The sequence below is a fragment of the Streptomyces sp. 2P-4 genome (assembly GCF_030167965.1).
In the GTDB taxonomy this organism is placed as follows: Bacteria; Actinomycetota; Actinomycetes; order Streptomycetales; family Streptomycetaceae; genus Streptomyces; species Streptomyces globosus_A.
Genome location: NZ_CP095011.1, coordinates 2,951,439 through 2,972,759, shown reverse-complemented (window position 1 = coordinate 2,972,759; position 21,321 = coordinate 2,951,439). Strand labels below are relative to the sequence as shown.

Genomic DNA, 21,321 nt, shown 5'->3' with positions numbered 1-21,321 from the left:
CCTGTCTTCCACGATCCCGCAGCTCCCGCGTCCACTCGTCCGTTGTGCCGACGCGGCCAAGCATTCCAGGCCGGGGGCGCGTACGGGGGCGCACAGGGGGCGCGTTCGGGAGGGGCAGTCAGCGGAGCTGTGGGTTCCGGCAGGTGGGGCGCCGCCCGGTCAGCGGGAGCGCCAGGGCAGCTCGGCGGTGACGGTGGTGGGGCCGCCGTCGGGCGAGTCGACGACGAGCACGCCGTCCACCGCGCCCAGCCGCTCGGCGAGCCCCGCCAGCCCCGTACCGCCGGAGCCCGGTCGGGCCCCGCCGCGCCCGTCGTCGGCGACGCGGACCAGCAGCCGCGGCCCCGACTTCCAGACGTCCACGTGGGCGGCGGTGGCGCGCGCGTGGTCGCCGACGTTCCGGAGGAGCTCGCACACGGTGAAGTAGGCGATGCCCTCGACGGCGGGGGCGGGCCGCTCCGGCAGGTCGACGGCGACGGCGACCGGCACCGTGCAGCGTGAGGCGACCGAGGAGAGCGCGGCGTCCAGGCCGCGGTCGGTCAGCACCGCCGGGTGGATGCCGCGCGCCAGGTCCCGCAGCTCCCTCAGGGCGAGCTTCACCTCGCCGTGCGCCTCGTCCACCAGGCGGGCGGCGGCCTGCGGGTCCTCGGCCGCCTGCTCCTTCGCCAGGCCCAGCCCCATCGCCAGCGCCGCGAGCCGGGCCTGCGCCCCGTCGTGCAGGTCCCGCTCGATGCGCCGCAGGTCCGCGGCCGCCGTGTCCACGACCACACCCCGGTCCGACTCCAGCTCCGAGACGCGGTGCGCGAGGGGGGACGGCCCGAGCAGCCCGCGGACGAGCAGCAGGTCCACCGCGGCCAGGCCCCGTACGACCCACGGCGCGGCCGACACCAGCACCAGGCCGGCCAGGAAGGCCAGCGCGACCTCCGCCGGCCCGTCCAGGTGGACGGTGTGTTCGCCGTCCTGGAACAGCTGGAGGCCGGGCTGGTCCGTGAACACCGGGAACACCCAGAACCACAGCGGGTACAGCAGCAGCGACCACGCGGTCGTCCACAGCGTCAGGGCGGTGCAGAACGCGAACACGGCCCAGGGGAACCACACCACCGCGAACACGGCGTGCCGCCAGGCGCTCCCGCTCTTCAGCAGCGCGGCCACCGCGCCGAGCAGCCCGCGCCCCCCGGCGGCCCCCGCTCCCGGCCGGCCCGCCGGCAGGGGCTCCGGTTCGGCGACCTCGGCCCCCAGCATGACGCGCGCCCGGGCCCGCTCCAGCCACCCGAACCCGCGGCACACCAGCAGCACCCCGGCCAGCACCGGGATCCCCACGAAGGTCACCAGCAGCCCGGCGGCCAGGCTCAGCCCGGTGATCGCGAGGGAGAAGTAGACGACCGCAAGCGGCAGCGACAGCAGCACGTACGCGAACTCCCGCCACGCCCGCGCCGACACCGGGGCCGACAGCATCGCGCCGAGCCCCCGCCCTGCCCCGCCGGCCCGACCTGCCCCGCCTGCCCCGCCGGCCCGCCCTGCCCCGCCTTTCCCGCCTGCTCGGCCTGCCCTGCCCGCCACCGCGCCGCCGCCGTCCATGCTCCGTCCGCCTTCCCCTCGGGTCCGCTTGATCCGCCCCTTCACCCTCCCCGCCGGGGCCCGGCCGGTCCATGAGGTGCGTCGGCCTCCCCGGCCGGGGGTTAACCCCACCCCCGCGCGGTCAGCCGCGCGCCCGCCACGGCAGCTCGGCCGTCACGACCGTCCCCCGGCCCGGCGGGGAGTCCACGGCGAACACCCCGTCGACCGCCTCCAGCCGCTCCGCGAGCCCCGCCATGCCGGTGCCCCCGGAGGGCGCCGCCCCGCCCCGCCCGTCGTCGGCGACGCGTATCAGCAGCCGCGGCCCCGACTTCCACACCTCGACGCGGGCGGAGGAGGCCTGCGCGTGCTTGCTGACGTTCTGCAGGAGCTCCGAGACCGTGAAGTAGGCGATGCCCTCGACGGCGGGGGCGGGCCGCTCCGGCAGGTCGACGGCGACGGCGACCGGCACCGTGCAGCGTGAGGCGACCGACGACAGGGCGGCGTCCAGGCCGCGGTCGGTCAGCACCGCCGGGTGGATGCCGCGCGCCAGGTCCCGCAGCTCCCTCAGGGCGAGCTTCACCTCGCCGTGCGCCTCGTCCACCATCGCCGCCGCCGCCCGCGGGTCCTCCTCCAGCTTCTCCTTCGCCAGTCCCAGCCCCATCGCCAGCGCCACCAGCCGGGCCTGCGCCCCGTCGTGCAGGTCCCGCTCGATGCGCCGCAGGTCCGCGGCCGCCGTGTCCACGACCACCCCGCGGTCCGACTCCAGCTCGGCGATCCGCCGCTCCAGCTCGTCCGACGGCGACAGCAGCACCCGCACCAGCACCCGGTCCACGTTCGTCAGCGCGCGCGCCACGTACGGCAGCACCGGCCACAGCATGAACAGGCCCGTCAGCGCTACCGTGAAGGTGAGCACCCCCCAGGGCAGCCGTACCAGCTCGTACAGAACGGCCCGCCAGGCCACCGGGTCCGTCACCGCGGACCACAGCCACGCCAGGAACCCGCCCGCCCGCCGCGGACCCGGCAGCGCGGACGGCTCCTCCACCCGCACGCCGAGCAGCAGCCGAGCCCGCGCCCGCTCCCACCGCCCCACCATCCGGGACACGGCCAGGCCGGCCGCCAGCAGCGGAACACCGACCACCGTCACCGACAGCCCGCCCGCCGTCGCCACCATCGTCAGCGTCCACACGAACCCGACGAGCGAGGCCGGCAGGTTGGCCAGCAGGTGGGCGATCTCCTTCCACGTCACCGCCCCCAGGGCGGGGCGCACGGGAGGCGGTCGGTCGTCGTCGGCAGCGGCAGGGAGTGCGGTCATGCCGCACAGCCTGCCAAGACGCCCGCGGCCGCTGCCATGGGGGAGCCGGGCCGCGGTGAACGGGGGATAACCCCACCCCGCTCCGGGCAGGCCCTAGACTCCCGTCCGTACCAGATCGTCGACAGTGGCCAGGGAGCGAGGAACGGACGTGTCCGAACCAACGGTGTCGACCGTGACCGTGCTCGCCGCGGACTACTTCCTGGGCTATTCGGCCGTCGGCCTGCTGGCGGTCCTCGGCCTGCTCTTCGTGGCCGTCGCCTTCGGCGCGGGCCGCCTGCTGCGCCCCGTCGTCCCGACCCCCGAGAAGCTCCTGACGTACGAGTGCGGCGTCGACCCCGTGGGCGAGGGCTGGGCGCACACCCAGGTCCGCTACTACGTCTACGCCTTTCTCTACGTCATCTTCGCCGTCGACTCGATCTTCCTCTTCCCGTGGGCGACGGTGTTCGCCGCCGCCGGCTACGGCGCCACGACGCTCGTGGAGATGTTCGTCTTCCTGGGCTTCCTCGCCGTCGGCCTGCTCTACGCGTACAAGAAGGGCGTCCTCGAATGGACGTGACACCCGAGCCCCAGATGCTGCCGGAGCCCCGGCGCCTCGGGGTCCTGTCCCGGCTGGCCCCCGAGCCGATGAAGGTGGTCCTGAACTGGGGCCGCCGCTACAGCCTGTGGGTCTTCAACTTCGGCCTCGCCTGCTGCGCGATCGAGTTCATCGCCGCGTCGATGGCCCGCCACGACTTCATCCGGCTCGGCGTCATCCCCTTCGCGCCGGGCCCCCGCCAGGCCGACCTGATGATCGTCTCGGGCACGGTGACCGACAAGATGGCCCCGGCCCTCAAGCGGCTCTACGAGCAGATGCCCGAGCCGAAGTACGTCATCTCCTTCGGCGCCTGCTCCAACTGCGGCGGCCCGTACTGGGACTCGTACTCCGTCACCAAGGGCGTCGACCAGATCATCCCCGTCGACGTCTACGTCCCCGGCTGCCCGCCCCGCCCCGAGGCACTGCTCCAGGGCATCCTCAAGCTCCAGGAGAAGATCGCCCGCGAGTCGCTCGCCGAGCGGTACGCGCAGGCGCCCTCGGTGCCGCAGCTCACCAGCGGGCTGGTCACGCCCCCGCCCGCCCCGGGAGGCGGCGCATGAACCCGTACGACACCCTGCCCGACGCCGCCGCCAGCGTCTTCGGCGCCGAGGCCGTCGCCGAGAGCTCGTACGGCGTCCTCACCGTCGACGTCCCCGCCGGCAGCTGGATCTCCGCGCTGGAGACCGCCCGCGACAAGCTGGGCTGCACCTACTTCGACTGGCTGAGCGCCGTCGACGAGCCCGGCACCGGCTTCCGGATCTGCGCGCACGTCGTCGCGCTGGAGAACCGCCGCGTACGCCGCCTGCTGCTGCGCACGACCGTCCCGCACGCGGCGGCCTCGCTGCCGTCCGCCGTCGCCGTGTACGCGGGCGCCGCCTGGCACGAGCGCGAGACGCACGAGATGTTCGGCGTCGTCTTCACCGACCACCCCGGCCTGGCGCCGCTGCTCCTGCCGGAGAACTTCGAGGGCCACCCGCTGCGCAAGGACTTCGTCCTCGCCGCGCGCGTCGCGAAGGCCTGGCCGGGCGCGAAGGAGCCGGGCGAGGGCGCCGAGGCCGACGGGCCCAAGCGGCGCCAGATGCTGCCACCGGGCGTCCCCGACCCCAACGACTGGGGCCCCCTCAAGGGCCAGCTCCCGCCCGCCCCCGCCCGCCCGGCCCGCACCGCGCGCGCCGCGGGCGCGGCCGCCCGCACCCCGCGCGAGGGCGCACCGGTCCGCCGCACCCGCTCGGCGGCCGACGGCTCCGCCGGCCAGGCGGCCGCCGCTCCGGCGCCGGCTGAGGGTGCGGCCGGTGCGGAGGCTCCGGCGCGGCCCGCGCGGCGCATGCGGTCGGTGTCGGAGGGCTCGGCGAGCCAGGCGGCCGCCGCTCCGGCTCCGGCTGAGGGTGCGGAGGCTCCGGTGCGTCCGGCGCGGCGTACGCGGTCCGCGGCGGACGGCTCCGCCAGTCAGGCCACCGCGCCCGCGGCCCCGCCCGGCGGGGGAGAGGCCCCGGCAGCCGCGGGGGAGGAGCGGCCCGCCCGCAAGGCCGCCGCCCGGCGCAGCTCCGACGCGCCCTGGCACGACCCCAAGCCCGCCTTCGGCGAAACCGAGCCCCCGGCCGACCGGGAGCGCAAACCGGGACCCGCCCCCGCCCCCGCCGCCGAGCCGGACACCCCGGCGACCGGCACCCGGAGCGGCAGCGGCAGCGACTCCGCCGAGACCACCACCCCCGACCCCACACCCGACAACGGAGGCGACGCGTGAACGACGCACTCGACGTCGCCCTGCGGCTGCTGGTCGTCTTCGCCGTCTTCCTCGTGCTCCCGCTCGTCGTCGGGCAGACCGAGCACAAGGTGATGGCGCACATGCAGGGCCGCCTCGGCCCCATGTACGCGGGCGGCTTCCACGGCTGGGCCCAGCTCGTCGCCGACGGCGTGAAGTTCGCGCAGAAGGAGGACGTGGTCCCCGCCGGGGCCGACCGCCGCATCTTCCAACTCGCCCCGGCCGTCGCCCTGCTCCCCTACCTCCTCGTCCTCATCGCCATCCCCGTCGGCCCCGGCGAGGGCGCCGTCGGGCAGGCGATCGACGCGGGCGTGTTCTTCGTCCTCGCCGTCATGGGCGTCGGCGTCCTCGGCAGCCTCATGGCCGGCTGGGCCTCCGCGAACAAGTTCTCCCTCCTCGGCGGCCTGCGCACCGCCGCCCAGCTCCTCGCCTACGAGCTGCCCATGCTGCTCACCGCCGCCTCCGTCGCCATGGCCGCCGGGACCGTGTCCCTGCCCGGCATCGTCGACGCCTTCGAGTGGTGGTGGCTGCCCTGGCAGATCACGGGCGCGCTCGTCTTCTTCGTCGCCGGGCTCGCCGAACTCCAGCGGCCCCCCTTCGACATGCCCGTCGCCGACTCCGAGATCATCTTCGGCGCGTACACCGAGTACACCGGCCTCCGCTTCGCCCTGTTCCTCCTCGCCGAGTACGCCGGCATCGTCGTCCTCTGCGCCCTGACCACCGTCCTCTTCCTCGGCGGCTGGCACGGGCCCGTCGCCGACGGCTGGGTGTGGACCCTCCTCAAGACCGCCGTCCTCGCCTTCGTCGTGATCTGGCTCCGCGTGAGCTACCCGCGCCTGCGCGAGGACCAGCTGCAGAAGCTCGCCTGGACCCTCCTCATCCCGCTCGCGCTCGCCCAGATCGCGCTCACCGGCATCGTGAAGGTGGCGATGAACTGATGCCCATCCCCGGATCCGGCCTGGCCAAGGGCCTCGCCGTCACCCTGCGCACGATGACGAAGCGCTCGCACACCGCCCAGTACCCCGAGGTGCAGCCCGAACTCCCGCCCCGCACCCGCGGGGTCATCGGCCTGTTCGAGGAGAACTGCACGGTCTGCATGCTGTGCGCCCGCGAGTGCCCCGACTGGTGCATCTACATCGACTCCCACAAGGAGACGGTGCCCGCCGCCACCCCCGGCGGCCGCGAGCGCAGCCGCAACGTCCTCGACCGCTTCGCCATCGACTTCTCCCTCTGCATGTACTGCGGCATCTGCATCGAGGTCTGCCCCTTCGACGCCCTCTTCTGGTCGCCGGAGTTCGAGTACGCGGAGACGGACATCCTCGACCTCACCCACGAGCGCGACAAGCTCCGCCAGTGGATGTGGACGGTGCCCGCCCCGCCCGCCCTCGACCCCGCCGCGGAGGAGCCCAAGGAGCTCGCCGCGGCCCGCAAGGCGGCGGACAAGGCCGAAGCCGCTGCCGCCGCGGCTGCCGCAGCCGCCGAGCAGGCCTCCGCCGACCCGGCCGCAGGCCGCCCGGCCCCCGGGGAGGCGGACGCGTGACCCCCGCATCCACCGCCCTCGCCACCGCGGCGACGGCCGCCGCCGAGCGCGGCTTCCTCTCCCCGACCGGCGTCGAGATCGCCTTCGTCCTCGTCGGCCTCGCCACCCTCGGCGCAGCCCTCGTCACCGTCACCACCCGCCAACTCGTCCACGCCGCCCTGTGGCTGGTCGTGGCGCTCGGCGGGATCGCCGTCGAGTACCTGCTGCTCACCGCCGAGTTCATCGCCTGGGTCCAGGTCCTCATCTATCTCGGCTCCGTCGTCGTCCTCCTCCTCTTCGGCCTCATGCTCACCAAGGCCCCCATCGGCCGCTCCCCGGACGCCGACTCCGGCAACCGGTGGGTCGCCCTCGGCGTCGCCTCCACCGCCGCCGCCGCACTCGTCTGGGTGGTCGTCGACGCCTTCCGCACCACCTGGATCGACCTCGACGGCCCCGTCCAGGGCTCCACCCGGGTCACCGGCGAAATCCTCTTCCGGCACTGGGTGCTGCCGTTCGAGGCCCTGTCCGTCCTCCTCCTCGCCGCCCTCATCGGCGCCATCGTGCTCTCCCGCAAGGACACGGCGGACACCGCCGCCGCACCCGCCGACGCCACCGACCAGGGGGAGCGCTGATGCACCTCGCCTACCCCGCCGTGCTCGCGGCGCTCCTCTTCTGCACCGGCCTCTACGGGGTCCTGGCCCGCCGCAACGCCATCCTGGTCCTGATGTCCGTCGAGCTCATGCTCAACGCCGTCAACCTCAACCTGGTGGCCTTCGACGTCTGGCTGCGCGACACCCTCCACGCCGGCCAGGCCCTCACCCTCTTCACCATCGCCATCGCCGCCGCCGAGATCGGCATCGGCCTCGCGATCGTGCTGATGGTCTACCGCAACCGGGGCACCTCGGACGTCGACCGGCTGCGCGACACCGCCGAAACCCGCGAACCCGACACGACCGGCACGACCGGCACCGCCCGGCCGGAGGTCGCCGCGTGAGCACCACCACCCTCGCCGTCCTCGTCCCGCTCCTCCCCTTCCTCGGCGCCGCCGCCGGCCTCCTCCTCGGGCGCACCGCCCCCGGCTTCGTCCGCCCCCTCGCCGTCCTCCCCGCCCTGGCCGCAGCCGTCCTCGCCGTGCTCGTCGCCGTCCGGCAGGGCGGGGGACCCGCCCTCGACGCCGCCACCGAGCTCACCCCCACCGGCTCCGTACCGATCGAGCTGTCCCTGCACCTCGACGGCTTCGCCGCCCTGACCGCCGTCCTCGTCGCGACCATCTCCACCTGCGTCCAGCTGTACTCGACGGCCTACCTGCGCGAGGACCCCCGCTACCCCTCGTACGCCGCGCTCGTCTCCCTCTTCACCTCCGCCATGCTCCTCGTCGTCTACTCCGGCGACCTGATGGTGCTGCTGGTCGGCTGGGAGGTCATGGGCATCTGCTCCTACTTCCTCGTCGGCCACTACTGGGAGACCGAGGCGGCCCGCTCCGCCTCCCTCAAGGCGTTCCTCGTCACCAAGCTCGGCGACGTCCCCTTCCTGATCGGCCTGTTCGCGCTCGCCGCCGACACCGGCTCCTTCCAGATCACCGACATCCTCGGCTCCGTCGCCGCGGGCGGGCTCGACCACCCGACCGTGATCGCCCTGCTGCTCCTCGCCGGCGTCGCCGGCAAGTCCGCGCAGTTCCCGCTGCACACCTGGCTCCCCGACGCCATGGCCGGCCCCACCCCCGTCTCCGCGCTGATCCACGCGGCGACGATGGTCGCCGCCGGCGTGTACTTCATCGCCCGCCTCCTCCCCGTCTTCACGGCCTCCCGGGCCGCGCTCCTCGTGATGGCCGCCATGGCCGCCGTCACGATGGCCGGCTCCGCCCTCGCCGCCCTCGCCCAGGACGACATCAAGCGGGTCCTCGCCTACTCCACCATCGGCCAGCTCGGCTACATGACCGGCGCCCTCGCCGTCGGCGACCGCGGCGCCGCCGTCTTCCACCTCCTGTCCCACGGCGCCTTCAAGGCCCTCCTCTTCCTCGGCGCCGGCGTGATCATCCACGCCGCCGGCACCAACTCCCTCGCCGCCATGGCCCGCATGGACGGCCTCGCCCGACGCGTCCCCGACGCCTTCTGGACCATGACGATCGGCCTGCTCGCGCTCGCCGCGATCCCGCCCTTCGCCGGCTTCTTCTCCAAGGAAGCCGTCCTCGTCGCCGCCGAGAACGCCGCCGCCGGCCACACCGAGGCCGTCCCCGCCGCCGCCGGCTGGCTCGTCCTCGCCTCCGGCGTGCTCACCGCCCTCCTCACCGCCGCCTACGCGACCCGCCTGTGGCTCATGGCCTTCCGCGGCCGCGGCGCCGCCGCCCCCGACCACGGCAGGCAGCCCCTCGCCATGACCGGCGTCCTGTGGCTGCTGGCCCTCCCCTCCCTCGCCTTCGGACTGGCCGCCGTCCCGCTCGCCGACTGGTTCGACGGCGGACAGCTCACCCCGACCGCGGCCACCACCGTCCTCGGCACCGGCGCCGCCGCCGTCGGCGCCCTGCTGACCTACGGCCTGTGGCAGCGCGCCGTCGCCGCCGCCGCGGCCGGCTCCTACCGCAGCGCCGAGCCCGTGCCCGCCTCCGTCGCCGCCGCCGAATCCGCCGCCGAGGCCCCCGAGGTCGCCGAGGTCACCCACGACCACCCCGCCGTCCCGGCCGGCCCCGCCCCCGACCCGGGCCGCGCCCTGCTCGGACCGCTCTACCGGCACGCCGCCGCCGGCTTCCACCTCGACGCCGTCTACGACCGGCTGTTCGTCCGGCCCGTCCGCGCCGCCGCCGGGCTCGTCCGCTTCCTGGACCGCGAGGTCGTCGACACGTACGTCGGCGGGGCCGGCGCCGGGACCAGGCTGCTCGGCAGCCTCGTCCGCCGCGCCCAGACCGGCAACGTGCAGAGCTACCTGAGCGCCCTGTTCGCCGGCGCCGTGGTCCTGGCGATCGCCACCGCCGTCCTCGCCAACCTCAACGCCGGATCGTGAGCCGTGAGCCAGCCGTGATCGATATCAGCCCGTCCGTGATGCAGCTCCTCCTGGCGTTCGCCGTCGCCGCACCCCTCCTCGGTGCCGCCGCGGCCCTGCTGCCGCCCCCGCCCGGCCTGAAGGGCAGGAACCCCGAACAGGCCGTGCTCCGCCACGGCGTGACCGTCACCGGCGCCGTCCTCGCCGCGGTCCTCGCCCTGGCCGCCGGCTTCGACCACGACCAGCCCTCCCGCTTCCAGGCGACCACGGACATCAGCTGGATCCCCGCGCTGAACGTCCGGATCCACCTCGGGGTCGACGGCATCTCGCTCCCCCTCCTCGTGATGACCGCGCTGCTGTTCTTCCTCTGCGCGCTCTACAGCTACTTCAAGCTGCCGGCAGGCCCCTCCGCCAAGGCGTTCACCGCGCTCCTCCTCGTCCTGGAGACCGGCACCCTCGCCACCTTCGCCGTCCTCGACCTGATGCTGTTCTTCCTCGCCTTCGAGACGGTCCTCATCCCCATGTACTTCCTCATCGCCCGCTGGGGCGGCGACCGGCGGCAGGCCGCCGCCTGGAAGTTCATCCTGTACACGCTCCTCGGCTCCGTCGTGATGCTGCTCGGCCTGCTCCTCCTCGGCCTGCACGCCGGCACGTTCGACATGACCGCCCTCGCCGCCGACGGCGGCCGCGGGCTGACCGCCACCACCCAGCTGCTGGCCGTCCTCGCCATCGGCGCCGGCCTCGCCGTGAAGACCCCGATGTGGCCGCTGCACAGCTGGCTGCCCGACGCCCACACGGCCGCCCCCACCGTCGGCTCCGTCCTCCTGGCCGGCGTCCTGCTGAAGATGGGCACCTACGGGTTCGTCCGCATCCTGCTGCCCGCCACCCCCGACGGCATGGAGACCGTCGCCCCGTACCTGGGCGCCTTCGGCGCCGTCGGCATCCTCTACGGATCCCTCGCCTGCCTGTGGCTGGCCCGCAAGGGCAACAAGGGCGACCTGAAGCGGCTCATCGCGTACTCCTCCGTCGGCCACATGGGCTTCGTCCTCCTCGGCATCGCCTCCATGACCCCGACCGGTGTCAACGGCGCGCTGTTCGCCAACATCGCCCACGGCCTCATCACCGGCCTTCTCTTCTTCCTCGTCGGCTCCCTCAAGGACCGCTACGGCACCGCCGACCTCGACACCCTCGCCGGCGCCACCGGAGCCGCCCTCTACGGCCGCGCCCCGCGCCTCGGCGCGCTCCTCGCCTTCGCGGCGGTCGCCTCGCTCGGCCTGCCCGGACTCGCCGGGTTCTGGGGCGAGATGCTCGCCCTGTTCGGCGCGTTCGACCCCGCCGAGGGCCTGTCCCGCCCCGCCTTCCTCACCTGGACCGCGATGGGCGCGTTCGGCACCCTCCTCACCGCCGCCTACCTGCTGGTCGTCGTCCGGCGCGTCTGCATGGGCGACCCCGCGGCGCAGCCGGCCGGCCCCGCCGCCCTCGCCGACGTCCGCGGCTACGAGTTCGCCGCCTGGACGCCGCTCGTCGCCCTCACCGTCCTCGCCGGCCTGTGGCCCGCGATCCTCCTCGGCCTCACCGACCCGGCCGTCCAGAAGCTCCTCGCAGGAGGCAAAGCATGACGGCCCTGCACGCGGCCACCACCGGCGGCGCCGCCGCGGCCACCGCCACGACCGCCGCAGAACCCGCGGCCGGCCTGGTCCAGAGCATCGACTGGCTCGCCATCGCCCCCGTCGTCGTCCCGGCCGCCGTCGCCCTCGCCGTCCTCGTCGCCGACCTGTTCGCGACCGAGCGGACGAAGCGGCTCCTCGGCTGGCTGTCCATCGCCGGCCTCGCCGCCGCCACCGCCCTGCTGCTGCCGCTGCGCGCCGGCGACCGCAGCACCTTCTGCCTGACCGGCGACCCCGGCGCGTGCAGCTACACCGCCGACCACTTCACCCTCGTCATCCAGTTCCTCGTGCTGGCCGGCGCCCTCGTCACCGCCCTGCTGTCCGTCACCGCGGTCCGCGAGGCCCGCATGCCGGACGGCGAGTACTGGTTCCTGCTGCTCTCCTCCGCCGCCGGGGCCGCCCTGCTGCCCGCCTCCCGCGACCTCGCCACCCTGATCGTCGCCCTGGAGGTCGCCTCCCTGCCCGCCTTCGCCCTCGTCGGCATGCGGCGCGGCGACCGGCTGTCCTCCGAGGCGGCCCTGAAGTTCTTCCTCTCCTCCGTCACCGCCACGGCCGTCTCCCTCTTCGGGATCAGCCTCGTCTACGCGGCCACCGGCTCCCTCCACCTGGAGCAGGTCGCCGACCGGCTGGACCACGTCCCCGGACAGCTCGACACCCTCGCGATGGCCGGCGTCGCGCTCACCCTCGTCGGCTTCGCCTTCAAGACCGCGGCCGTCCCCTTCCACTTCTGGGTGCCGGACACCTACGTCGGCGCGCCCCTGCCCATCGCCGGATACCTCTCCGTGATCGGCAAGGCCGTCGGCTTCACCGGCCTCATCCTCGTCACCGTCATCGCCTTCCCCGCCTACTCCGACATCTGGGGCCCGGCCCTCGCCGTCCTCGCCGCGCTCACCATGACCTTCGGCAACGCGGCCGCCGTCCGGCAGGACCCCGCCCGCCCCCACAGCGCGGTGCGGCTGCTCGCCTGGTCGTCCGTCGGCCAGGCCGGCTACCTCCTCGTGCCGATCGCCGCCGCCGCGTACTCCGGCCGCGACGAGATCGGCGCCACCGTCGCCTACGCGCTCATGTACGCCGCCGCGAACCTCGGCGCGTTCGCCGTGGCCGCGCTCGTCGCCCGCACCAAGCCGCTGCACCGCATCGCCGACTACCGCGGCCTGTACGCCGAGCGGCCCGCCGCCGCCCTCGCGCTCGCGTTCTTCCTGCTCTGCCTGGCCGGCCTGCCGCCGGGCATCATCGGGCTGTTCGCGAAGGTCGCCGTCTTCGGCTCCGCGGTCGACGCGGGACTGGGCTGGCTGGCCGTCGTGATGGCCGCCAACGTCGTCATCGCCCTGTACTACTACCTGCGCTGGACCGCCCTGCTCTTCCGGGCCCCGGAAGGCGCCGCGGAAGGCGCCGCGGAAGGCGCCGCGGAAGGCGCCGCGGGGGCGGCCGGGGCGCGCGGGCGGGCCCCGTGGCCCGTCACCGCCGCGATCGCCGTCACGGCCGCCGTCTCGGTCGTCCTCTCGGGCGCCCCGCAGGCCGTCCTCCGCTTCGCCTCGGGCACCCTCTTCCCGCACTGACCGCCGGCCGCCCCGCCGGCCGCCCTCGCCCCGGCCGGCGCCGGCCGCCCTCGCCCGGCCGCCCCGCCGCGACCGCGCCCGCTCCGGCGTCACCCGGACGGAGCAGCGGCCGCGCCGACCGCCCGCCCCCGCCCCGGCCCGGCCGCGGGGGCGGCCGCCGCCGCGCCCCGCCCCGTACGCCGCGGGAACCACGCGCCCCCACCTCGCGTTGACCTGGAAGGGAGGGTCCACTGGACCGTGGACCCCCGCGAGGTTCCCCGCCGCACCACTTGGAGGGCGTACCGTGCACCGCCGGCACAACGGGCTGAAGACCGCCGTACTCCTCGGCGGGCTGTCCGCACTCATCATCGTCATCGGAAGCCTCTTCGGCCGGGGCGGCCTGATCATCGCCGTCCTGGTCGCCCTCGCGACGAACGCGTACGCGTACTGGAACAGCGACAAGCTGGCTCTACGCGCGATGCGCGCCCGCCCCGTCAGCGAGTTCGAGGCCCCCGCCCTCTACCGGATCGTGCGCGAGCTCTCCACCTCCGCGCGCCAGCCCATGCCCCGGCTCTACATCTCGCCGACCGCCGCGCCGAACGCCTTCGCCACCGGCCGCAACCCGCGCAACGCCGCCGTCTGCGTCACCGACGGCATCCTGCGCATACTCGACGAGCGCGAGCTGCGCGGCGTGATCGGACACGAGCTCAGCCACGTCTACAACCGCGACATCCTGATCTCGTCCGTCGCCGGAGCGCTCGCCTCCGTGATCATGTTCCTGGTGAACTTCGCCTGGCTGATCCCGGTCGGCCGGTCCAGCGACGACGAGGGCCCCGGCCTCTTCGGCATGCTGCTGGTCATGATCCTGGGCCCGCTCGCCGCCTCCGTCATCCAGCTCGCCATCAGCCGCTCCCGCGAGTACGAGGCGGACGCATCCGGAGCCCAGCTCACCGGCGACCCCCTCGCCCTCGCCGGCGCCCTGCGCAAGCTGGACGCCGGCACCAAGCAGCTCCCGCTGCCCCCCGAGCCCCGGCTGGAGACGGCGAGCCACATGATGATCGCCAACCCGTTCCGCCCAGGCCAGGGCCTTTCTAAGATGTTCTCCACCCACCCCCCGATGGCCGAGCGCATCGCCCGGCTCGAACAGATGGCAGGCCGCAGACAGTGAAGACCATCCTCAACGTCATCTGGCTCGTCCTCAGCGGCGTCTGGCTGTTCCTGGGCTACTGCCTCGCGGGCGTGCTCCTGTGCATCACGATCATCGGCATCCCCTTCGGCATAGCCGCCTTCCGCATCGCCGTCTACGCCCTGTGGCCCTTCGGGTACACCACGGTCGAGAGGCGCGACGCCGGAGCCCCGTCCTGCGTCGGCAACGTGCTGTGGCTCGTCCTCGCCGGCTGGTGGCTGGCCCTGGGCCACATCGCGACCGGCATCGCGCTGTGCCTCACGATCATCGGCATCCCGTTCGGCATCGCGAACTTCAAGATGGTCCCGCTCTCCCTGCTCCCGCTGGGCCGCGAGATCGTCCCCACCGACGCCCCGTTCGCCTCCCGATAGGCGGCCCGCAGGCGCCCCGGTACCGAAGCAACCCACGGTCAGGAAGAACCAGTGTCGGCAGCGCGCACGGGCACGACCCTGTCGGTCATCGTGCCGATGTACAACGAGGAGGAGGCCCTCCCCGCCCTCGTCGCCCGGCTCCGCCCGGTCCTCGACGGCACCGGCGCCCCCTACGAGGTCCTCGCCGTCGACGACGGCAGCACCGACGGCACCGCGGAACTCCTGGAGAAGCACCGCGCCGACTGGCCCGAGCTGCGGATCATCCGGCTCCGCGGCAACTCAGGCCACCAGGCCGCCCTCCGCGCCGGACTGCACCGCTCCCGCGGCGCCTACGTGGCCAGCCTCGACGCCGACCTCCAGGACCCGCCCGAGAAGGTCCCGGAGATGCTGGACCTCGCCCGCGCCGAGAACCTCGACATCGTCTACGGCGTCCGCTCCGACCGCAGCACCGACACCGGCTTCAAACGCCGCACCGCCGGCGCCTACTACTGGCTGATGCGGCGCCTCGTCGGCAAACAGGTGCCCGCACAGGCCGGGGACTTCCGGCTGCTCAGCCGCGAGGCCGTCGAGGCCCTCAAGGCCCTGCCCGACCAGCACCAGGTCTACCGGCTCCTCGTCCCCTGGCTCGGCTTCCCCAGCGGCCAGGTCACCTACCGGCGCGGCGAGCGCGTCGCGGGCGAGACCAAGTACCCGCTGAGCAAGATGATCCGCCTCGCCGCGGACGGCATCACCAACTTCTCCGCCGCCCCGCTGCGCATCGCGACCTGGCTCGGCGCGGTCAGCTTCGTCGCCTGCCTCCTGCTGATCTGCGCCAGCCTGGTGGTGTTCCTGCTGGGCCGGACCGTGCCCGGCTGGACCTCGCTGTTCGTCGCGATGCTGTTCCTCGGCGGCGTCCAGCTGATCTGCGTCGGCCTGCTCGGCGAGTACATCGGCCGCATCTACACCGCCGTCCAGCGCCGCCCCACGTACTTCGTCGGCTACGACTCGGCCGACGCCGCAGCCGAGGCCGACGCCGGCCGCGCGGAAGACCGGGAGCCCGGCCGTCCGGACGGCGCCTGACGCCCCCGCACCACGGCCCGCCGCCCACGCCCCGCAGGCCGGCCGCCCCCGGTGCACACCAGAACGCCCCCCGGCCGTCGGCGACGGCGGGAGGCGCCTTCCGGGCCGGGGGCCACCCGGCTCAGCGGTAGTTCACGAACTGGATGGCGAAGTCCAGGTCCTTGCCCTTGAGCAGCGCCTGGACGGCCTGCAGGTCGTCGCGGCTCTTGGAGCTGACGCGCAGCTCGTCGCCCTGCACCTGCGCCTTGACGCCCTTCGGGCCCTCGTCGCGGATCATCTTCGCCACCTTCTTGGCGTTCTCCTGGGAGATGCCCTCCTGGATCGAAGCGAAGATCTTGTACTCCTTGCCGGACAGCTGCGGCTCACCGGCGTCGAGCGCCTTCAGCGAGATGCCGCGCTTGACCAGCTTGGTCTCGAACACGTCCAGGACGGCCTTCACGCGGTCCTCGGAGTTCGCCTCCATCAGGATCTTCTCGCCCGACCAGGCGATGCTCGCACCGGTGCCCTTGAAGTCGTAGCGCTGCGAGAGTTCCTTGGCGGCCTGGTTGAGGGCGTTGTCGACCTCCTGCCGCTCGACCTTCGAGACGATGTCGAAACTGGAGTCGGCCATGTGCTGTGGCTCCTTGAAGTCGGCTGTCGGTGCCCCGGAGGGCCGCGGCCGGCCATGCCCGGCCCGCTCCGCAAAGCCTAGCCACCGCAGATGGCGCAAGCGCTGATCAATCCGGTGGCGGAGCACCCCGGAGCATCGGGTATTGTTTACGTCGTTGCCAGGGAGCACCGCCGCAAAGCGGTCTCGGAAGGCGACATCCCATGGCGGTGTGCCCGAGTGGCCAATGGGAGCGGACTGTAAATCCGTCGGCTTAGCCTACCCAGGTTCGAATCCTGGCGCCGCCACACTGGAGGAACGGCCCCTGATCTGCGGAAACGCGATCAGGGGCCGTTCTGCGTTCCCCGGGTGGCGCGTTAGTGTCGGGGCATGGGTGGGAGGACGTACAGGGCGGGGCTGTGCCGACGGTGCGGGAAGCCGCTGGTCGACGGCGGGCGGCGCAGGCCGAAGCGGTTCTGCAGCCGGTGGCACCGGATCAGGCACTGGATCTCGAACATCGTCGAGGCCGTCATGGACTCCGCCTAGCCGTCCTGGGGCAGGGCCGCCTGCCAGGACCAGGACGTGCGGCGCGGGCGGTCCGGGAGGGCTGCGCGGCCCGCCGACCACAGCAGGGCGTCGGGGCGCGGACCCGCCGCCGGGGCGTCCGGGAAGAGGCGGGCCAGCACCAGGGCCGACAGGTCGGCGACCTGGGCCGCGTACGCGAACAGGTCGTGCGCGACGTGCGCCGCCGTCGTCCAGCACGACCATTCGAGTGAACCCGCCCGGACCGTCCAGTCCCTGCCCCCGTGCGGTGACAGGGCCGACAGCATTCCGGCCGCCGCCCGTTCGACGTCGGAGCCCCGCAAGCGCCGCATCGTCCCCGTCCCCTGTTCGTTCACCCTGCGTGAAGTGGATCTCAGACACCCGCGGAAAGGTCGGAGGCGGCGTGCTCGCCGCCCTCATCGGCGCAGGCATCCCCGCCATCGTAGGAGCGGCCCTGGACGGGCCGGAGCCGGAGCCGTACCGGGAGACGCGCCTGTACTTCGGTACGGACCGCCCCGGCGGCCTGCCGCCCGTCACCGAGCAGGAGTTCACCCGGTTCCTGGACCGGGAGATCACCCCCGCGTTCCCGGAGGGGCTGACGGTGCTCGACGGCGTCGGCCGCTGGCGCGCCGGCGACGGCGCCATGATCCGGGAGCAGTCCTACGAGGTCGTCCTGCTGTACCCGGAGAAGGACGCCGGCGTCCGCAGCGTCCGCATCGAGCGGATCCGCTCCGCCTACGAGCAGCAGTTCGCGCAGGACTCCGTCGGGCGGTCCGACGACAAGGTGACCGCCGACTTCTGAGGCGGCCTCAGGCGGTCCGGACGCGGCCTCAGTTGCCCGCCACCGCCTTCACCGCCACCGGCACCGGCACCGGGCCGGAGACCAGCTCCAGCGTCAGGCCCGCCGTCGCCGGCGTCTCCACCAGTTCCGCCAGCACCGCCGCCACGTCGTCCCGGGGCACCGCCCCGGGGCCCGTCGAGGCCTCCAGGTCCACCAGCCCGGTCCCCGGCTCGTCCAGCAGCGAGCCGGGCCGCAGCACCGTCCACTCCAGGCCGAGGCGGGTGCGCAGGTGGTCGTCCGCCTCGCCCTTTGCCCGCAGGTAGGCGTCGAACACCTCGCCGCCCTCGTGGCGGGCGTCCGCGCCCATCGAAGAGACCATCAGGAAGCGGCGCACACCGGCCCGTTCCGCCGCGTCCGCGAAGAGGACCGCCGCGCCCCGGTCCACGGTGTCCTTGCGGGCGGCCCCGCTGCCAGGCCCGGCGCCGGCCGCGAAGACGGCGGCGTCCGCGCCCGCCAGGATGCCCGCCACGTGGTCGACGGTGGCCGACTCCAGGTCGCAGAGCACCGGTTCCGCGCCCGCCTCGCGCAGGTCGTCCTCCTGCGTGCGGTCGCGGACGATGCCCGCGACCCCGTACCCGCGCGCGGCGAGCAGCCGCTCCAGCCGCAGCGCGATCCGACCGTGTCCACCCGCGATGACGATGCGCATGAGGCGACCGTACGACGACCCGGGCCCGCCCGCCCGCGCACGGCCGCCGCCCGCTCAGGGGCCCGGCTCCATCCGGCCCTGCCGGGGAAGGTCGAGGGCCACCGCGACCGCCGAGTCGCAGTACTCCCGCACGGCGCTCGTACGGGCCACCACGCGCCCGCGGTGCACCACGATCCGGCTGTACGCCAGCGACAGCACCCCGGCGATCCGGTCCCCGCGTACCGCGAGCAGCTCCGCCGGAGCCCCCGGCTCCACCCGCACCTCCGGCAGGCCCATCGCCTCCCGGGCGGCGGAGCCGACCGCCTCGTACGCCTCCGCGGGCCGCAGCCCGCCCTGCGACGCCAGCAGGTAGGCGGCCTCCAGGGGGTCGCCGCGGCCGACCGGGTTCCCGGTGTCGCGCAGCGCCCCGCTGCCGGCCGCGACCCGCACCCCGGCGGCCCGCAGCAGCCGCACCGGCGCGGTGCGCAGGCCGCGCCGCTCCAGGGCCGCGCAGTCGCCCTGCGGCAGGCAGGTCACCCGTACGCCTGCCTCGGCCAGCCGGTCGGCGGCCCGGTGCGCCGCCTCCAGCGGCAGCCGCGACAGCCCGCCGCAGGGGCCGATCACCACGCCGGGGCGCAGCCCGCGGGCCATCGCGGCGATCCGGGCGAGGCGGTCCGGGTCGCCGCCGTCGGTGTGCAGGTCCACGGGGCAGCCGTGCTCGGAGGCGAGGCCCAGGACGGCTTCGAGGTGGCCCGCGGGGTCCGGGTCGAGGTCGGGGCAGCCGCCGACGACCGAGGCGCCCATGCGGACGGCGTCCCGGAGCATGGCGCGGCCGTCCGCGCCGGCCGTGCCGGTGAGCAGCCGGGGCACGGCGGCGGCGGTCAGGTCGGTGAGGCCGCGGAGGGAGCGGCGGGCCTGGAGGACGGCCTCCAGCGGGCCGAGGCCGTGCGCGCCGCCGATCCGGACGTGGGAGCGGACGGCGGTGGCGCCGTGGCCGAGCTGGAGCAGGGCGGCCTCCGTGGCCCGGCGCTGCACCTCGTCGGGGGCGTAGGAGACGGGCCCGGCGCAGTCGGCGGTCAGGGCGGTGTCCCCGTGGGCATGCGGTTCGGCCGGGGCGGGCAGCAGCAGCCAGCCGGTGAGGTCGACGCGGGCCGAGGCGCCGGAGGGCATGCTGCCCGCCGCCCCGACGGCCTGGACGCGGCCGCCGCCGAGCCGTACGTCGACCAGGCGGCCGTCGGCGAGGCGGGCGCCGGCCAGCAGCAGGGCGGCGGACTCGGCGGCGGCCGCCGCCGCGGGGCCGGGCGGGTGCGCCGGGCCGGGGCCCCGGCCCTGGGGGGCGCCGGGGGAGGGTGCGCCGCCGGGGGGCCGCGGGGCCCGGCCGCCGCCGTCGCCGCGGCCGTTGCGGGGGGACGGGGGCGGCTGCGGCGGCTGGCTGTCGGACATCGCGCTCCTGCGGGGCTCGGGGCGGTCCCGGACCGGTCGGCTCGGCCCGCGGCCCAAGATCACGCGTTCCGGCGAGCCTAGGGTGCGGGGCTGCCGGCATCGCGGAGGAGCGCAATAGTCGTACCGCCGTGCCCGCTCGCCGCGGCAGCCCGTGACGCCCTCCGCGGGTCCCTTCCCGGGGCCCCGCGCGCCCGGTCGCGGCCCGGTCCGGAAGGCCCCGGAGGGGCCCCGCGGGCGGGCCCCGGCAATGGATTTGGGCGATCGGCGGGCAACCGTGTAATGTCTTCCTCGCTCGCCCCAATAGCTCAGTCGGTAGAGCGTCTCCATGGTAAGGAGAAGGTCTGCGGTTCGATTCCGCATTGGGGCTCTGGTGAGAGAGGCCCCCCGCCTTAGGGCGGGGAGCCGATCACATCAAAGCGGCGTAGCTCAGTCGGTAGAGCAAGCGGCTCATAATCGCTGTGTCACCGGTTCAAGTCCGGTCGCCGCTACCCACAGTAGCCGATTGCGGGGTCGGTCTCCCGATCGGCTACTCTTTTATGCGTTCGATCCGTCCATTAGTCCGTCAAGGAGCACTCACGTGGCTGCCACCGACGTCCGCCCGAAGATCACGCTGGCCTGCGTGGAGTGCAAGGAGCGGAACTACATCACCAAGAAGAACCGGCGCAACAACCCGGACCGTCTTGAGATGAAGAAGCACTGCCCGCGCTGCAACTCGCACACGGCGCACCGCGAGACCCGCTGACACTGGCGAAGTCTCCGATTCAGGCAACGTCATGAGGTCGTCCCCTGCAAAGGGGGGCGGCCTCGTGTCGTTTCCGCGATCATTTCCACTTGTCCAAGCAGGAGGTAGGGAGCCATGGCGCTCGACCAGTCCTTCGTCGGGCGGAGCTACCCGCCCACCGATCCCTACGAGGTCGGCCGGGAGAAGATCCGCGAATTCGCGGTGGCTGTCGGGGACGCCCATCCCGTCTACACCGACCCCGAGGCCGCCAAGGCCGCCGGGTACCCGGACGTGATCGCCCCGCCGACCTTCGTGTTCGCGATCACCTTCGCCGCCGCCGGGCAGGTCGTCGCCGACCCGCAGCTCGGCCTCGACTACAGCCGCGTCGTCCACGGCGACCAGAAGTTCGCCTACACCCGCCCCGTCCGCGCCGGCGACCGCCTCTCGGTGACCTCCACCATCGAGGCCGTGAGGACCATGGCCGGCAACGACATCATCGACATCCGCGGCGAGGTCCACGACGAGACCGGCGAGCACGTGGTGACGGCGTGGACGAAGCTCGTCTCCCGCGCCCCCGAGGAGGCCTGACGATGACCGCGCAGATCAAGTACGACGACGTCGAGGTCGGCACCGAGCTGCCCGCCGCGTCCTTCCCCGTGACCCGCGCCACCCTCGTGCAGTACGCCGGCGCCTCCGGCGACTTCAACCCGATCCACTGGAACGAGAGGTTCGCCAAGGAGGTCGGCCTCCCGGACGTCATCGCCCACGGCATGTTCACCATGGCGCAGGCGATCCGCGTCGTCACCGACTGGGCCGGCGACCCCGGCGCCGTCGTCGAGTACGGCGTCCGCTTCACCAACCCGGTCGTCGTCCCCGACGACGGCACCGGCGCCGTGATCGATGTCACCGCCAAGGTGGCCGCCAAGCTCGACGGCAACCAGGTCCGCGTCGACCTCGTCGCCACCGCCGCCGGCCAGAAGGTCCTCGGCCGCTCCCGCGCCGTCGTCGCCCTCGCCTGACCGGCCGCCACACGGCACCGGCACC

Annotated in this window: 24 protein-coding genes and 3 tRNA genes; 20 read left to right on the top strand and 7 right to left on the bottom strand. The window is 74.3% G+C overall.

Translation table 11 applies throughout. The annotated features are described in order from the left end of the window. Positions 1–159: 159 nt before the first annotated feature. Both MUK52_RS12740 and MUK52_RS12735 read right to left on the bottom strand, forming a co-directional pair. The gene (locus MUK52_RS12740; RefSeq protein WP_502963562.1) at positions 160–1,575 is read right to left on the bottom strand and encodes a sensor histidine kinase; all 1,416 of its coding nucleotides are present in this window, start codon (positions 1,573–1,575) and stop codon (positions 160–162) included. A gap of 121 nt (positions 1,576–1,696) precedes the next feature. Beyond that, positions 1,697–2,866: a sensor histidine kinase gene (locus tag MUK52_RS12735; protein ID WP_284576271.1), complete on the bottom strand. Its 1,170-nt coding sequence runs from the start codon at positions 2,864–2,866 to the stop codon at positions 1,697–1,699. Between the two features lie 148 nt (positions 2,867–3,014). Here MUK52_RS12735 and MUK52_RS12730 point away from each other — a divergent pair, with 148 nt between their 5' ends. From MUK52_RS12730 to MUK52_RS12670, 13 genes are all read left to right on the top strand, one after another. Further along, positions 3,015–3,422, top strand: a complete 408-nt coding sequence (locus MUK52_RS12730) for an NADH-quinone oxidoreductase subunit A (RefSeq protein ID WP_284576270.1) — start codon at positions 3,015–3,017, stop codon at positions 3,420–3,422. Continuing rightward, positions 3,413–4,000: an NADH-quinone oxidoreductase subunit B gene (locus MUK52_RS12725; protein ID WP_284576269.1), complete on the top strand. Its 588-nt coding sequence runs from the start codon at positions 3,413–3,415 to the stop codon at positions 3,998–4,000. Before MUK52_RS12730 ends, MUK52_RS12725 begins: the two co-directional genes overlap by 10 nt. Continuing rightward, positions 3,997–5,184: an NADH-quinone oxidoreductase subunit C gene (locus tag MUK52_RS12720; RefSeq protein WP_284576268.1), complete on the top strand. Its 1,188-nt coding sequence runs from the start codon at positions 3,997–3,999 to the stop codon at positions 5,182–5,184. Before MUK52_RS12725 ends, MUK52_RS12720 begins: the two co-directional genes overlap by 4 nt. Next, positions 5,181–6,140 carry a complex I subunit 1/NuoH family protein gene (locus MUK52_RS12715; RefSeq protein WP_114053697.1) on the top strand — a complete coding sequence of 320 codons (960 nt, stop codon included), beginning with the start codon at positions 5,181–5,183 and terminating at the stop codon, positions 6,138–6,140. Before MUK52_RS12720 ends, MUK52_RS12715 begins: the two co-directional genes overlap by 4 nt. Next, the gene (locus MUK52_RS12710; protein ID WP_284576267.1) at positions 6,140–6,742 is read left to right on the top strand and encodes a NuoI/complex I 23 kDa subunit family protein; all 603 of its coding nucleotides are present in this window, start codon (positions 6,140–6,142) and stop codon (positions 6,740–6,742) included. Before MUK52_RS12715 ends, MUK52_RS12710 begins: the two co-directional genes overlap by 1 nt. Further along, positions 6,739–7,353: an NADH-quinone oxidoreductase subunit J family protein gene (locus MUK52_RS12705; RefSeq protein ID WP_284576266.1), complete on the top strand. Its 615-nt coding sequence runs from the start codon at positions 6,739–6,741 to the stop codon at positions 7,351–7,353. Before MUK52_RS12710 ends, MUK52_RS12705 begins: the two co-directional genes overlap by 4 nt. Further along, complete coding sequence (gene nuoK, locus MUK52_RS12700; protein WP_114053699.1) at positions 7,353–7,715, top strand: NADH-quinone oxidoreductase subunit NuoK; 363 nt, start codon at positions 7,353–7,355, stop codon at positions 7,713–7,715. The genes MUK52_RS12705 and nuoK overlap by 1 nt, the downstream gene beginning before the upstream one ends. After that, positions 7,712–9,718 (top strand): NADH-quinone oxidoreductase subunit 5 family protein, encoded by a 2,007-nt coding sequence (locus MUK52_RS12695; protein WP_284576264.1) that lies wholly within the window; start codon positions 7,712–7,714, stop codon positions 9,716–9,718. The genes nuoK and MUK52_RS12695 overlap by 4 nt, the downstream gene beginning before the upstream one ends. Before the next feature lie 14 nt (positions 9,719–9,732). After that, on the top strand, positions 9,733–11,316 hold the full coding sequence (locus MUK52_RS12690) for a complex I subunit 4 family protein (RefSeq protein WP_114053701.1): 1,584 nt from the start codon (positions 9,733–9,735) through the stop codon (positions 11,314–11,316). Further along, positions 11,313–12,923, top strand: a complete 1,611-nt coding sequence (locus MUK52_RS12685) for an NADH-quinone oxidoreductase subunit N (protein ID WP_284576263.1) — start codon at positions 11,313–11,315, stop codon at positions 12,921–12,923. The genes MUK52_RS12690 and MUK52_RS12685 overlap by 4 nt, the downstream gene beginning before the upstream one ends. Before the next feature lie 283 nt (positions 12,924–13,206). Further along, complete coding sequence (gene htpX / locus MUK52_RS12680; protein ID WP_114053703.1) at positions 13,207–14,070, top strand: zinc metalloprotease HtpX; 864 nt, start codon at positions 13,207–13,209, stop codon at positions 14,068–14,070. Continuing rightward, positions 14,067–14,459, top strand: coding sequence for a YccF domain-containing protein (locus MUK52_RS12675; RefSeq protein WP_114053704.1), 393 nt, complete (start codon positions 14,067–14,069; stop codon positions 14,457–14,459). Before htpX ends, MUK52_RS12675 begins: the two co-directional genes overlap by 4 nt. Before the next feature lie 51 nt (positions 14,460–14,510). Beyond that, positions 14,511–15,518: a glycosyltransferase family 2 protein gene (locus tag MUK52_RS12670; RefSeq protein ID WP_281277901.1), complete on the top strand. Its 1,008-nt coding sequence runs from the start codon at positions 14,511–14,513 to the stop codon at positions 15,516–15,518. A gap of 121 nt (positions 15,519–15,639) precedes the next feature. Here MUK52_RS12670 and MUK52_RS12665 read toward each other — a convergent pair whose 3' ends face one another. After that, complete coding sequence (locus MUK52_RS12665) at positions 15,640–16,128, bottom strand: YajQ family cyclic di-GMP-binding protein (protein ID WP_114053705.1); 489 nt, start codon at positions 16,126–16,128, stop codon at positions 15,640–15,642. A 202-nt stretch (positions 16,129–16,330) separates the two neighbouring features. Here MUK52_RS12665 and MUK52_RS12660 point away from each other — a divergent pair. After that, positions 16,331–16,412: transfer RNA gene (locus tag MUK52_RS12660), tRNA-Tyr, on the top strand. A 69-nt stretch (positions 16,413–16,481) separates the two neighbouring features. Here MUK52_RS12660 and MUK52_RS12655 read toward each other — a convergent pair. Both MUK52_RS12655 and MUK52_RS12650 read right to left on the bottom strand, forming a co-directional pair. Then, a complete protein-coding gene (locus MUK52_RS12655; protein WP_162793106.1) occupies positions 16,482–16,637 on the bottom strand; it encodes a hypothetical protein in 156 nt (51 codons plus the stop codon). Between the two features lie 9 nt (positions 16,638–16,646). Next, complete coding sequence (locus tag MUK52_RS12650) at positions 16,647–16,979, bottom strand: hypothetical protein (RefSeq protein ID WP_502963561.1); 333 nt, start codon at positions 16,977–16,979, stop codon at positions 16,647–16,649. Positions 16,980–17,008: 29 nt separating this feature from the next. Between MUK52_RS12650 and MUK52_RS12645 the strand changes: the two genes are divergently transcribed. Continuing rightward, on the top strand, positions 17,009–17,449 hold the full coding sequence (locus tag MUK52_RS12645; protein WP_114053706.1) for a DUF3574 domain-containing protein: 441 nt from the start codon (positions 17,009–17,011) through the stop codon (positions 17,447–17,449). Between the two features lie 28 nt (positions 17,450–17,477). Here MUK52_RS12645 and MUK52_RS12640 read toward each other — a convergent pair whose 3' ends face one another. Further along, positions 17,478–18,134: an SDR family oxidoreductase gene (locus MUK52_RS12640; RefSeq protein WP_114053707.1), complete on the bottom strand. Its 657-nt coding sequence runs from the start codon at positions 18,132–18,134 to the stop codon at positions 17,478–17,480. A gap of 54 nt (positions 18,135–18,188) precedes the next feature. Further along, positions 18,189–19,556 carry an amidohydrolase family protein gene (locus MUK52_RS12635; RefSeq protein ID WP_284576261.1) on the bottom strand — a complete coding sequence of 456 codons (1,368 nt, stop codon included), beginning with the start codon at positions 19,554–19,556 and terminating at the stop codon, positions 18,189–18,191. Between the two features lie 294 nt (positions 19,557–19,850). Here MUK52_RS12635 and MUK52_RS12630 point away from each other — a divergent pair. From MUK52_RS12630 to MUK52_RS12610, 5 genes are all read left to right on the top strand, one after another. Next, positions 19,851–19,923 (top strand) — tRNA-Thr (locus MUK52_RS12630). Positions 19,924–19,971: 48 nt separating this feature from the next. Continuing rightward, a tRNA-Met gene (locus MUK52_RS12625) sits at positions 19,972–20,044 on the top strand. A gap of 89 nt (positions 20,045–20,133) precedes the next feature. After that, positions 20,134–20,298 carry a 50S ribosomal protein L33 gene (gene rpmG, locus MUK52_RS12620; RefSeq protein ID WP_003956487.1) on the top strand — a complete coding sequence of 55 codons (165 nt, stop codon included), beginning with the start codon at positions 20,134–20,136 and terminating at the stop codon, positions 20,296–20,298. Positions 20,299–20,412: 114 nt separating this feature from the next. Beyond that, the gene (locus MUK52_RS12615) at positions 20,413–20,865 is read left to right on the top strand and encodes a MaoC family dehydratase N-terminal domain-containing protein (RefSeq protein WP_114053709.1); all 453 of its coding nucleotides are present in this window, start codon (positions 20,413–20,415) and stop codon (positions 20,863–20,865) included. 2 nt (positions 20,866–20,867) lie between these two features. After that, the gene (locus MUK52_RS12610; RefSeq protein WP_114053710.1) at positions 20,868–21,296 is read left to right on the top strand and encodes a MaoC family dehydratase; all 429 of its coding nucleotides are present in this window, start codon (positions 20,868–20,870) and stop codon (positions 21,294–21,296) included. Positions 21,297–21,321: the final 25 nt, after the last annotated feature.